At 68.7% G+C, this 13,129-nt stretch carries 8 protein-coding genes; 4 read left to right on the top strand and 4 right to left on the bottom strand.

What is annotated here, in order from left to right; all coding sequences use genetic code 11:
- The first annotated feature begins 289 nt into the window (after positions 1-289).
- Positions 290-754 (top strand): DUF4352 domain-containing protein, encoded by a 465-nt coding sequence (locus AB0447_RS22615; protein WP_366478521.1) that lies wholly within the window; start codon positions 290-292, stop codon positions 752-754.
- A 518-nt stretch (positions 755-1,272) separates the two neighbouring features.
- Here AB0447_RS22615 and AB0447_RS22610 read toward each other — a convergent pair.
- The 3 genes from AB0447_RS22610 to AB0447_RS22600 all read right to left on the bottom strand — a co-directional run bounded on the left by AB0447_RS22610 (position 1,273) and on the right by AB0447_RS22600 (position 4,440).
- Positions 1,273-2,487: a ParB/RepB/Spo0J family partition protein gene (locus AB0447_RS22610; protein ID WP_366478520.1), complete on the bottom strand. Its 1,215-nt coding sequence runs from the start codon at positions 2,485-2,487 to the stop codon at positions 1,273-1,275.
- Positions 2,484-3,644 (bottom strand): ParA family protein, encoded by a 1,161-nt coding sequence (locus AB0447_RS22605; protein ID WP_366478519.1) that lies wholly within the window; start codon positions 3,642-3,644, stop codon positions 2,484-2,486. Before AB0447_RS22605 ends, AB0447_RS22610 begins: the two co-directional genes overlap by 4 nt.
- Positions 3,645-4,089: 445 nt before the next feature.
- Complete coding sequence (locus AB0447_RS22600; protein ID WP_366478518.1) at positions 4,090-4,440, bottom strand: helix-turn-helix domain-containing protein; 351 nt, start codon at positions 4,438-4,440, stop codon at positions 4,090-4,092.
- Between the two features lie 48 nt (positions 4,441-4,488).
- Between AB0447_RS22600 and AB0447_RS22595 the strand changes: the two genes are divergently transcribed.
- The 3 genes from AB0447_RS22595 to AB0447_RS22585 all read left to right on the top strand — a co-directional run bounded on the left by AB0447_RS22595 (position 4,489) and on the right by AB0447_RS22585 (position 7,488).
- Positions 4,489-5,376: an NAD(P)-binding domain-containing protein gene (locus AB0447_RS22595; RefSeq protein ID WP_366478517.1), complete on the top strand. Its 888-nt coding sequence runs from the start codon at positions 4,489-4,491 to the stop codon at positions 5,374-5,376.
- A 936-nt stretch (positions 5,377-6,312) separates the two neighbouring features.
- Positions 6,313-7,020, top strand: a complete 708-nt coding sequence (locus AB0447_RS22590; protein WP_366478516.1) for a hypothetical protein — start codon at positions 6,313-6,315, stop codon at positions 7,018-7,020.
- A gap of 51 nt (positions 7,021-7,071) precedes the next feature.
- Positions 7,072-7,488, top strand: coding sequence for a hypothetical protein (locus tag AB0447_RS22585; RefSeq protein WP_366478515.1), 417 nt, complete (start codon positions 7,072-7,074; stop codon positions 7,486-7,488).
- Positions 7,489-8,437: 949 nt separating this feature from the next.
- Here AB0447_RS22585 and AB0447_RS22580 read toward each other — a convergent pair.
- Entirely contained in the window at positions 8,438-11,791 is a 3,354-nt protein-coding gene (locus AB0447_RS22580; protein ID WP_366478514.1) for a DEAD/DEAH box helicase, read from the bottom strand.
- Positions 11,792-13,129: the final 1,338 nt, after the last annotated feature.

Below are 13,129 nucleotides of genomic sequence, written 5' to 3'. Positions count from 1 at the left end.
AAGCCACCCGCAGCAGCAGCAAGAATGGCGGGGCTGGCACTTGGCCGTAGGCATGCTCCAGCAGGCTTGTCGCCCGAGTTCAACTGCGTTTGCGTGTGTGTAAATGCCCAATCTCTAGGACGCACCGGGCAGTGAAGCGAGATGATCGTCTCTGCATATCAGCAGCTTGGGAGACACCATGCGCGTACGCACTGTCGTGGGAGTGTGCCTGCTCCTTAGTCTGACGGCCTGCTCAGGATCGACAGACTCTACTGACCTGGCCAGCAGCACTCCGACGCCCAGGACAGAAGTGCCGACCCAGGTTCCGACCACGCCGGCTACCCCGCTCCAGATTGGCCAGGAGGCCATTTGGGGAGAAAGTGGTAACGAAACGGCAAGTGGCACGACGACCGTGCTGGCTTACCAACATTTCGTCAAGGGGGTTACTCCACCCGGGGCGGAACTTGGTGTCGTGGATGGTGTGTGGGCTGCGGTCGAGGTGAAGATCTGCAATAAACAAGGGGCGGAGATCAGCAGTGATCAGCAGCCGTGGTCCCTTGCCTTCGCCGACGGCACTCGGACACAGACGACGGGCTTGAACGGCGGGGACCTACCCAAGCCTGAGTACCCAACGATCCCCACCGTGGTGAAAGCAGGTGACTGCTTGCGCGGAAGGATCCCCTTCCCCGTTCCCAAGAACCAGCGGCCCGCGAAGATCGTCTATCACCCGTCGAGCGCCAAGACGGCTACCGAATGGATCGTCCCAGCATCGTAGGGCGGGGTCCCTGCCTGTCGTTGGCCTGAGTGACTAACTGCGTGACATCCGGCGTGGACAACGTCGGACGCCTGCGAACGATCAGGGACCCTTGCCGCAGGTCAAGGAGTTCATCCATAGTGCTCCGGCACCCGTCCTAGTTGCTTCGGGACGATGGTTGTGCTCTGCACGACGAAAGGGCCCGGGTGCTGCCGAAGTCCAAGGTGGGCAGTGGCCCGGCAAGGGTTGCCGGACAGGAGGCGGGCGGACGTAGCCGGAATCCCGCGAGACCGCCGCACCGCCCGCGCCGCGCACGCCCCGACATCCCTCCGGCACCGCCAACTGCGACGTGAGCGAGCACGGTACACCGCGCGCTGAGAACGCAGGCAATCGAAGGGCCCGCGGCAAGCCGTCGAGTAGACCGGGTACGACGGCCAGGGCGTCTGCGCTGCTTCGGCAGCAGCCTCTCGCCGACATGGCTCGAGCCCCACCTCAGAACGTCAAGGTGGGGCTCGTAGGAGCTGAGCGCTTCGGCTCCGCTAGTTGTTGTCGATGAGGAGCATCGTCAGTTCCGCACGCTGCTTCGCCGACATGTTCTGCTGGATTGCGTCGAAGACCGCCTTCGGGTCGTGCCAGGAGACCGGGGAGGCATCCGTGTTCCTGCTGCCCTGGCTCGGAATCACACCCTCCGGCTCGGGAGCGAAGGCAGGCTCGGCCTCAGGCGCAGGCGCTCGCGTGGCTGCCGCAGCCGGCGGGGAAGTGGGGCTGACCGCGGCCGGTTCGCTCGCCACCCGAGGCGTCTCCGACACCGCCGGCGGAGCGTATTCCGGCTCCCGACTTTTGTCCGCGGACAAAAGTCGGGCCTGCCGGCCATCCCCCGCTTCAGGCTCCGAAGGGTCCTCGGCAGGGCCCGAATCGGGAGCGTCAGCGGTGGCCGCGGTCACCGGAGCAGCCTCCTGTGCGCTCCGCAGGATCTCCCGCTGTGCCGCCTTGACCTGGGCTTCCTGCTCCTTGCTCGCCCGGAGGAAGTCCAGCAGCTCCGCAGCCCCGGCTCCCGGCCGGTCCTTCGCCGTCCGCGCCAGCAGCCTGCCGTCGCGCTCGGGCAGGTCCCCCGAGCTCAGCATCGCCTGGATCTCCTCGGGCAGCTCCAGCAGCACCAGCTGGTTCGTCACCCACGAAGGGGACTTGCCCAGCCGCTCCGCCGCCCGCGACTTCGCACCGTGCTCCCGGCCGTCCTCCGCGCACGTCTCGACGAGCTGCTGCACACCGCGGGCCCGCTCGATGACGTCGAAGTCCTCGCGCTCGAGGTTTTCCGCGAGCAGGTGGTCGATGAAGTCTGTGCGCGAGCCGGCCAGGTCGTCGCGCACGACGAAGTCCAGCGTCTCCAGACCCACGTGCAGGGCGCTGCGGAAGCGCCGCTCGCCGTTAATGAGGACGTGCGTCGCCGCGCCGATCCGGGACTCGTGGTCCGGCCACAGCCCCAGGTAGGCGCTGCGGCTGATTGCCACGCACGCCGACAGCTGTGCCTGCCGCAGCTCCTCGCCGAACCGCGTCTTCTCCTCGTCCGTACCGAAGTTGCGGCGCGGGTTGAGAGGCGTGGCCGCCACCTGCTCCAGCGGGATCCGGATCAGTTCGTACGCCGGCAGGTCGCCCTGCGCTATGGCCTTGGCCCGGCCGCGCTCGCTCCGGCCGCCGCTGCCTCGTCGGGCGTTGCTGAAGGCCGCACCCGTACCCAGGAGGTCGCTCTTGCTCATGCCGCGATCCTCCGGGCGATCTCGCGCATCGCGTCGGACTGCTCGCACTCGGGGGCGTAGTGGAGGAGGGGCAGCTTGACGCGCACGGCTTCCCGCTGCTCCTTCAGGTCGGCGATGACCGCGATGACCGGCGGGTCGCCGAACTCCTTCCAGCTGTCGAGGGAGGAGGTCACCACGTAGCCCTTGCGGCTGTCGTAGAGGTTCACGACGAAGCCCAGCTGTGCGATCTCGATGTCCAGGTCGTCGACCAGGTCCTCGAGCTGCTCGCTCAGCATGTCGTACGCGTCGGCGGAGGTGTCCTCGGCCTGGACCGGGACGACGATGCCGGAGGTCTTCGGTTCCTCGCCCTCGCGGGTCCGCGCGTAATAGAGGGCCGTATCCATGGTGTAGCCCAGGCTCGGAGGGCAGTCGACGACGATGTAGTCGAACTCCTTCTCCAGATCCTCCAGGGCTTTCTCCAGGGCGGTTTCCTTCGTCCGGACGTGGCGCGTGGTCGCCAGCCTGGCGTCCAGGAGGAAGGCGTCCTTGCACGACGGCAGCAGGAACAGCCGGCCTGCGAACACCCCGTGCTCGATGGGTACGAGCAGCTCCCTGATACGTCCCTCGTTCTCGCCGAGCATGTGCTTGGCAAGGCTGGGCTCCTTGATGCCGAGCATCTCCGCACCGAGGTGACGGGTCAGGTGACCCTGCGGGTCGAAGTCGATGACACAGACCCGGGCACCGGTCTCGGCAAGGGCCTGCGAGAGCCCGTTGCTGATGGCGCTCTTGCCCACACCGCCCTTCTGGTTACAGACCACGATCCGGCGCGCGCCTTCGGTGGACGGCCTGCGGCGCCCGGCGGGGGAGGGGTGGGTGTCGAGCCAGAGCCGAATCGACTGGGCCACGCCCTGGTTGTACGCGACTTCCCGGGCCCGGCAGTCCTCCTTGAAGTCCCCGTAGAGCCCGGTGGGGAGGTAGGTGGAGAAGGAAGAGGCGCCGGACGTGTCCACAGGGGTGGCGGCGGAGGCGTCCATACGCCAGGCCTCGATCCCCTCGGTTACGGCGTCCTGGATGTCCACGCCCAACTGGGCTGCGCGGACCTTGAGTTCCTGCCGCAGGGAGGCCGGCAGCTTCGCGACTACCTTTTCCCTGACTTCCGGATCGTATGGAGCGGTCATGCGGGTACCTTACTAACTTTCCCCGAGGAAGGCGACGAGCCACGCGGGCAGATCTTGCCCCTGAATGCCAACTGTTGTCCGGTATGACCTGTGACCTGTCTTGCTGGAGGTGGGCCAGCCTCGGTCTATCTGAACGATTTGGTCGCGCGTCTGGCTTTGTCGGTCCGATTTGAGACGGCCGGGCGGGCTCGACTCCGAGCCGGAGGTGTGCGGGCTGGCCTCGCAGCCGTTCCGGTTGTCGTGGCGGTACTGCGGCCGGGTCCGCCGGGTGAGCCATACGCCGGACTGCTTCGTACGCCGAAGGCACGGCACAGTCGACGCCGATCTGAGCCCGTAGCCACTTTTTTGTGGGTACTTGGCGGCGGTCAGCGGCCGACCGATCCTGGTGAAGGGCGGTCGGAGGGCCACCAGATCCGGGTGAGACGTGAGGTGGCTGTGCGATGCGTCAGGAAGCCGACTGGGCGTCGGTGAGCTTTTCCAAACGGCGGTAGCCCCAGTCGGAGAGGGGAGCCAACGCCTCGGAAAGTTCTCGGCCGAACACGGTCAAGGAGTACGTGGTCTTCAGCGGAAGTACGTCGTGCACCTCCCGGTGCACCAGTCCGTCGGTCTCCATTTCGCGGAGCGCCTGAGTCAGCACCTTCTCGCTGAGGCCCGGCAGCCGCCGACGCAGCTCGCCCGGGCGGTGCGGACCGGATTCCAGCAGCCAGAGCAGAGTCGTCTTCCACTTTCCGTCGATCACAGCGATCGCGGCGGTTACCCCACAGACATTTGGGTCCTGGGCACGACTGCGTGTCATCTTCGCCCCATTCGTTACATTTTGCCGATATTTCAATGGAGTTGAACCATGTCCTTACACACCGAACAGTCTGCCGTCACCGTCCTCGGCCTGGGTCCGATGGGTCGATCCCTGGCGGGCGCGTTCCTGGATGCCGGCCTGCGGACCACGGTCTGGAACCGGACGCCGGGCCGGGACCGGGAGCTGGTCGCGCGGGGCGCGGTCAGCTGCCGGTCGGCTGAGGAAGCCGCTGCCTCGAGCAGGCTGACCGTGGTCTGCGTGGTGGACTACGACGCGGTGGACACCGTTTTGCGGCGCGAGGCGGTCACCGACGCGCTCAAGGGGCGTACGGTGGTCAACCTGACCGCAGACACGCCGGACCGGGCCCGGGATACCGCAGCGTGGGCGGCTGAGCACGGCGTTCGCTACCTGGACGGTGCGATCATGACGCCGATCACGACCATCGGCACCCCGGCCGCAGTGTTTATTCACAGCGGTTCAGAAGGTCTCTACCACGAGCACCGGTCCGTCCTGGCGGCGTTGGGCGGCACCCATACCCACCTCGGCGAGGAGATTGGCCGGGCGGCGGCATACGACATCGCGCTGCTCGACATCTTCTGGACCGCCATGACGGGCTATGCCCATGCCTTGGCGGTGGCACGAGCAGAAGGGATCACGGCGCGAGAACTGGCGCCGTTCGCCAAGGGTATCGGCGACATACTCCCGCCTATCTTCGAAGGGCTCGCGGAGGACGTGGACAACGGAACGTTCTCCGGCGAGGGCAACCCCCTCACCTCAGCGGCGTCGTCCATGGCCCATATCGTCCACACCTCCGAGGCTCACGGCATCGACGCGGGCGTGATGCGCGCGGCAGAAGGTCTGGCCCGCCGAGCCATCGGACAGGGCCACGGCGCTGACGGGTTCATGCGCATCGCCGAGCTGCTGAGTCGTCGCTAGGGAATACCGTGCGGGTTGACTGTCGGCCGACATCCAGCTTCTGACCGAGTCGATGTGATCCCTGAGACGCTCGGTGCTGCTTCCTGGATCAGCACTCTTGCTGGCATCCCGCCACGAGGTCAGAACCCGATGGGTGCCCGAGTTCCCTACCTTCACCCAGCTCCTGGGTATCGCATCGGGTCGGTAGCTCCTCAGCCCTGGCGGGCTTGCGGTGCCCCGCCGGGGCCGACACGTTTCGTGGCGGCGGACGGGCCGATGGGGGTTAGGAGAAGCAGCAGCGTGGCTGGGACCGGGAAGTGGCTGAGGTGCACACGCGCCTGCTCCTGAGGGTGCGGGCATCACTGTGGCTGACTTTCGGTGGTGCAGGTTCAGGAGGGTCACCGAGGGCGGAGGTTGAGTGAGACCTGCGGAGCCAGACAGAGGGGTTGCGTGGCGTCGGTGTGCCCAACAGAGGTCGCTGATGGGGGTGGTGACAGGCCGTCGGTCAGGTTGCTCTTTTATAAGAGGGCGCGGCCGCGACATGGCCTCTGACCTGCAGGTTCTTCGAGACCCATGTGCTCCCCAGGACACATTTGGGTCTCTGAAATGTGTATCTGGCGAGCACATTTCGCGAAAAAGTAAAGCAGACGTTGAGTTTCTGGGCGCAGGCTGCGCTCGCGCATCGCTGCAGGTCAGAGGCTTGAGGTCGGAGGCGCCCGGCGCGAGGTGAGTACACGGAGGGCTCTCGAAGTGTGCCGCCATCACGACACGCGAACTCAAGGAGTCGTGTACTTTCGGGGCTTGGAGGCCGAAAAACTTCAGGAGCCGTGTACTTTTGGCGCCCCGTTCGAACGGGGCCGGGATCCGAGGCCCCGTCTGGCGTGTCGCCAGAGCAAAAGACAAGCACACGTTGATTTTTTGGATACTCTCGGACCGCCTGAGTAACAAGGAGGTCCTGTGACATCTGATCCGCCCGCACGTCGCCGACAGCGCGGGCCCCGTCCAATCCCGGCCCCCACCGCCGCAGGGGACGGTGCCGAGTACGGAGACATCCTGGCCGTCCTCGGCCAGCAGCTGGGGGAGCAGGTGGCGCAGACCACCGACCCCGGTGGCCGTCGTCGGCTCACGGGAGTCCACTTCGAGTACGCGGCCGATCCGAAGGCCGTCCACGACATGGCCGGAGGCGCCGGCTACAGCCTGGCCAGCAACTGGTTCACGCAGCTCCTCGCGCAGCTGGCCGTCGCGAACAGCATCACCAAGTCCCAGCTCTGTGTGTTCCTCTTCGTGGCCGGCGGGCAGGTGCCGGGGACCGGCATCACCCCGTACACGCAGCAGGAGATCACGGACGGGCTGAACAAGATCGCCGCTCAGAAGGGCGGCAAGATGATCACGCGTTCCACGGTCAACCGTGCCGTCCAGGCGCTGTGCGGCTACAACTGGGTGGAGAAGGTCGGCAACGGCCGGATCCAGATCAACGTGCGCTTGTGGTTCCACGGCAACAGCACGGCCCAGCACGAGGTGCTGGCCGAGCTCGCTGACCGGCACGAACACGACGTCGAGTCGTTTCCTTACGCGGTGGGGCCGGAAGGCGCCCACCAGGAAGAGCTGGAGCTCGACTTCGGGCCCACCGAGATCAGCTCTCGCGGAAGGAGGCGTACCGGGTGATAGTGCTCCCATGCCCCCGCGCGGGCGCCCGCTCACGAGGAAGGCTGTCTCATGGCTAACGTCATGTCTCCGATCGTCGCGGAACGGATCTGGGCCCTGCCGCTGTCAGGGTCCGCGGTCAAGTTCCTCCAGTACCTGGTCGCCCGCAGCGACTTCGGTGGAACGCTGCAGGTCCGGCAGAAGGACATGGCGGCGGAGTACGGGGTCACCCCGCAGGCCGTCAGCGGGCTCATCGCTCCGCTGTGCGACCTGAACATCGTGCTGCGGCCGCGCAGCGAGGAGCGCAACGGGAACTCGTACCGGCTCCACCCGCTCGCGGCGAAGTACGAGACCCCGGAGGCCATGGAGGCGGCGTTCCGCGCGGCACTCGCGCGGATCCAGGCGGGCGACCTGCCCAACCTGAAGCTGCCGATGTACCAGCAGGCCCCGCCGACTCCGACGGGCCGACCGAAGCTCCAGGTCGCCTGAACCGGACGCGGAAAGACGAAGGGCCCTCCACATGGTGGAGGGCCCTTCGCGCCTGAGTAACAAGTTGCCCCCACTATATCCGCCGCGCCCCGGGTCGGACAGCAGTATTGGGCCGGGGCCGCCCACCGTGTCTACGGCGCCAGTGCCAGAGGGGATGGGGGGCGCCAGTCCACGCAGGGGAACATCCGCAATGTCCAGTTCTGAGAAACCGAGCGAGAACGCTCCGCGCTGCGTCTAAAGTCACAGGGTGCGAAGTCCGTCCGCTTCCCGCGTATGCGGGGATGGTCCCACCGCGGGTACAGGGGTCAGGCTGTTCGTCTACTCCCCGCCACGCGGGTAGAAGCGCGAGCCGTAGGCTTAGGGCCAGGGTGCTCGTTTGCTTTCCGCGCGTGCGCGGATGAACCTGCCAGCCGTGCGTACGGCATCCTCCGCAGTGACACTTCCCGTAGGCGGGGATGACCCCGAGGCATTCAAGGGTCGAGACGGCTACTTGATTGTTCCCCGCGCACGTGGGGATGGACCCCCGTAGAGGTGGGTGTTGCCGTCCACGGTGGCCAGATTCCTGCGCGCGCAGGGAGGAATCCACCGCTCCGGCTTAGCCTGGTAGAGCTCGGCTCCCCCCACGCATGCGGGATGGACCCACGGGCTATGCGACGGGCACCCATAGTGCCTCCTGGTCCCCGCCCCGTGAGGATGAACCCAACCCGGACTGCGGGCAGGCCCTTGACAGGCTCTCTCCCGCGTATGCAGGGATGACCCCTACGAGGCAACCCTGACCTTCTTCCTGGAGGTCTGTTCCCCGCACGTGCAGGGATGGCCCCCAGTGACGGGACCAGATTGGGGGTTTCGGCCCTGCTCCCCGCGCATGCGGGGATGAACCCGACATCCTCCGACCTGGATACATCGACATTGTCTGTGCCCCGCGCCCGCGGGGACGACCACCCGCGGTCTACGCGCGGTCCCCCTCCTCGCGGGATTGCCACGTGTGGGTAGGAAGGGACTCCGCCAGCGTGCTGAAGAAGCGCTGGTCGCGCCACGATTCCAGGTCGCCGATCACGAACAGGCGGCGTTTCGCGCGGCTGACGGCGACGTTCAGGAGGTTGGGACGGGACGCGGCCCAGGCGCGGGCGCCCGCGCGCCGCGGGTCCGTGCCGAGGAGCAGGATCACCACGTCCGACTCCTTGCCCTGCGTCGTGTGCACCGTGCCCACCCGTTCCGCCGGCATCAGGTCCCGGCAGGCCCGCTTCGCGCCCGCCACCACCTGCCGGAACGGGCTGATCACGAACACGTCCCGCCCCAGGTCCACCCCGCCCTCGTCCCGCAGCCGCTCCAGGATCCGCCGCAGCGCCCGCCCCTCCTCCGGGATCCAGTGCCCGTCCGCCTCCGTCGACACCACGTTCACCCAGCTGCTGGCCGGCCGGTACACGTACGCTTCGCGCGCACCCGGATCGACCCCCTGCACCATCAGACCGTCGTACGCGACCGCGTTGCTGATGGAGAACATCGGGTCGTCGCACCGCCGGTGCACCCGCAGCGGCGAGCCGACCCACACCTCGTGGCTGCCGTCCGGCAGCTCCGCGGGCAGCAGCGTGCCGTAGCGGTTCGCCCGGTCGGCGAGCTGCTGAACCGACGTACGCCCCGGCGCCCACTCCTCCGCGGCGCCGAAGTCGTCCCGCAGCGCCCGCTGCGCCGTCCACGGCAGCACCACCACCGGCTCCAGCTGCAGCGGGTCGCCCACCACCACCGTCCGGCGGGCCCGCCACATGCCGCCCACCACCATCTGCGGGGTCGCCTGCCCGGCTTCGTCGACGAACAGCCAGCCCAGCGCCTCCGCCCCGAGCCGTCCGAAGACCCGGTCGAGCGAGGCGAAGGTGGTCGACACGACCGGGACGACGAGGAACAGGCTCTGCCAGGCGGCGCGCAGGTGCGGCTCGGGCACCGTCTTCGGCACCGCGCCGGCGACGGCGTCCATCGCGCCCATCAGGTTCGCGTACATCGTGCGGGCCGTGCAGCGCAGGAACGCCTGGTGGAGGTCGAGGGCCGCGAGGAACAACTCGCTGCGGGCCCGGGTGATCTCCGGGTCGGACCAGGGGGCCGAGAGCTCGCGCGCCGTGTCGTCGGTGAGCCACGACTCCTCCGGTACGAAGCCCTCCCAGCGGGCTCGGGCCGCCGTCAACGTCCGGTCCGTACGGTCGGCGCGGGCCTCCGCAGCCTGCTGCGTCTCCTGGACGCGGCGCAGGGCGGCGGCCGCCGCGCCCACGGTCGCGCGTACGTCGTTCAGTCGGGCGAAAGCGGTGTCGCGGGCCCGGCGGGCGGCGGCGACCAACCCTGCGGCCTCCGCCTCCTCCGCGTGCCAAGTGCGCGCGGCGCGGCCCAGGGTGAACAGGCTTACGGTGAACCCGGGGCGGCGGGCCAGGTGGGCCTCATGCCTCTGTTCGACCTCCGCCAACTCCTGCTCGGCACGGGCCAGGGCGGCCTCGGCCGGCACTTCCGCCTCCCGTACGCGCACCAGCTCGGCCGTGCCCTGTTCCACGGCCCGGCGGGTCCGGAGCTGGTTCTCGTACGCGCCTTGCCGGTCGGCGTACGCCTCGGCGGCCTCGGCACGCTCGCGGCGCAGCCGCTCGACCTCGGTGAGAGCGGCCTCGAACCGCTGCTTGGACTCGCGCCACACCCCGGTCTGCGGGGTGTCGCGCCACTGCCGCAGCAGGTGGGCGAGGCCGCTGCCGCTGTCGATCCAGACGTTGCGGGTGCGGCGGCCGGCGGATGACTGGGCCGGGACGGGCGGTGGGGGAGGGGCGCCGACGTCGGTCTGGCGGTACTTGCCGTGCCAGAACCGGTTGACGAACTCGAGGCGGTTCCGCTTGCTGCCCAGGCGCGCAGCTACCGAGCCCCAGGCGGGCTCGCCCTTGAGGAGACGGGTCGCCTGCTCGGCGAAGTAGTCCGCCTCCTCCCGCCAGTCGTCGCCGAGTGCGGCACGGGCGGGGATCTCGGTGGAGATGTTCTCCACCGCCCCGTTGTTGGCGGAGGCGACGACCATTTCGAAGCCGGTGAATTCCGGGCGCAGCGGGGTGACCGTACGGGTGTAGTCGCCGTTCTTCCAGACGTACGGGGCCTGCTCGGCGAAGGCCTGGGAGGGCAGGCGGAGCGCGGCGAGGCGGCGGGCCCGCTCGACGATGGCAGCGGCGAAGCAGTCGCGCAGCATGGTGGTCTTGCCGGTTCCGGGCGGGCCGTTGACGGCGAAGACCCCGGCGGCGGGGGAGAGCTCGGAGTGGACGGCGTTGACGGCGAACTGCTGGCTGAGGGCCAGCGGGTGCTTGGGATTGGCGGGCCAGCGCCCGGGGGGAGTCCGGCCGGGCGCGACGCCGGCGAGGGCGGCTTCGGGATGCAGGCGCAGGTCGATCCGGCGGGTGCGGTCGAAGGCTGTGTCGGGGGTGAGGTAGGCGGCGAGTCCGGCGCCCGGATCGGTGGTGGCGAGCTCGGTGGCGACCAGATCCAGGTCTGCGGCGATGAAGCTGTTGAGGAAGTCCTGCTGGTCGGCGCCGCCACCGGAGGTCGCGTGGTCGAGGCGGACGGCGACGCTGCGGACGCGGATGCCGGCGGGCTTGAGCGGGACGTCGACGCCCCAGGCACGGGCCAGTTCGTCGGCGAAGCCGAACAGGTGCCGGGCCGTGACCAGCCCCGGGCCGATGGGCGACTCGTCGTCCGGGTCGGGTGTCGCCTGCCCGGAGGGCATCTCGGAGGGCATCTCGGAAGGCACTCCCGCCGCGCCGGGGACGAGGCCGCCGATGGGGGCGCCGAGCTCGGAGGCGCGCCTGACCCAGGCGTCTGCCTCCTCCTCGAATCCGTCGAGCCAGCCGCGGCGGGCAGGACCGGGGGAGCCGGCGCGCCCGGTCGCCCAGGCGCAGGAGGAGAAGACCGGTGAGTCCAGCAGGAGCCGGCCCTCGTCGGTGACGGTCAACGCGAAGAGGGCGCTCTCGCCGTCCATCCGGCCGTCGTGGTCCTCGCCGCTCTCGCCGAAGACGTGGAGCAGGGTGTCGCGTACGGCGCTGAGGGTGTAGGCGCCGCCGTACACGACGTGCTGCCAGCCGTAGCCCGGCTCCAGGGGCACGGTCCGGAGGGGGTGGCCCGGTTCCCATGGCATGGGCTGGCCGGGCTCGGCGGCATACACCCGGTCCCGGACAGACAGTGCCGGGATCTTCTGCGGGCTGAACAGCTCCACCGCACGCCAGTACCCGACGATCCGACTCCGCCGGCTCCGCTCGCCCCCCATGGCGCCCGCCCCTGTCCGTGAGTTGGTGATCACTACTGGGCACCTTACGGGGGTTATGACGGTGGGTCAGGGCTTTTGGGGGGTCGGTGGGAGGGGCATTGCCCCGCTCCAAGCGAATGCCGGTTGCGCGGCGATTGCCCAGTTCGATGAAAGTGATGCAGAACGGCTGCATCCCCGCATAGAGTCCCAGCTCAGCAAGCCGGTTCCCCGTGCCTGCGGGGATGAACCCCGCCCCACCGCCATGGAGAGCGCACTCGATCGCTGCTCCCCGCGCCTGCGGGGATGAACCCCATCGGGCCGAATGGGGCGTCACAGTAGTGGCCTGCTCCCCGCGCCTGCGGGGATGAACCCTGGATCAACTGCGAATGGCGCGGACGTTGGCGCTGCTCCCCGCGCACGCGGGGATGAACCCCACGTGATCACGGAGGCGTCCGGCTACCTCACTTGCTCCCCGTGCACGCGGGGATGAACCCCGGATCAGGCTGAGGCTCAGCGCGCCGGCGTCCTGCTCCCGCCCACGCGGGGATGAACCCGCTGCCGGCGTACCCTCAGCTACCTGGAGGTCTGCTCCCTGCCCAGGATGAACCCACACGGGCGGTCGACCTACTTGCCGCCGAGACCAGCTTCCTGAGCCTGCGGGGATCACCAAACGTGCCGCAACCGCAGGAGGTTCTTGCTGCCGAAACCGACTTGGTCGTGCGGTTGGCGGCCCCCGACTTTTGTCCGCGGACAAAAGTCGGGCGCGGTCGGGCCGGCTCACGCCCCTTCCAGCCCGGCCGGGCATTCCCGTCTCGCCGGTCGTGGAAGGTGACGCAGACGGCGCGCCCGAAACCAAACCCCGAGCCGCCGGCCCCCCTCACCCCACCTCCGCACCGGGCCTACCCCCACCGGTCTGACCCTTGCCCAGCCCTCCCCGGATCCCCTCCAGCCCCGCCGGGCGCACCACTCCTCTGGGCCTCTGGCGATGCCCGCCCGAGGGCGTTTCCGGCCCACAACTGTCACGTTGTCCCGGTCGTCCTGCTGGTTGCGTTGCCGCCTCGATGAGCGCAGCGGGGTATGCACCGCCTATGAGGGGAGTGGCAACAGAGATCAACAGAGCCGGAGCCTTGCTGTCATCAGGCCTACCGTGTCTGGACCAACGGTCGTATCGACAGCTACGACGCCGTTCAGCGCCAAGCCCTCGAAGACCTCGTCGCCGCCGAGATGGTCACCCGCGCCGTCATGTCGCCGACCGTCGGTGGAAATGAGAACGTCAGCCGGTTGGGCTCGTTGTCCCAACAAGCCCAACCGGCTCCTGGTACGGCTTCGGAGCTACTACTCGGTCGAGTCCTGGCCGCGTGCTCCGTATCGACCGCGGAGTTTCCTGAGAAG

Origin of the sequence: Streptomyces sp. NPDC051211, assembly GCF_040689505.1 — a bacterium.
GTDB lineage: Bacteria > Actinomycetota > Actinomycetes > Streptomycetales > Streptomycetaceae > Streptomyces.
The sequence above is the reverse complement of the archived record's forward strand: the minus strand, read 5'-3'. Positions and strand labels throughout refer to the sequence as shown.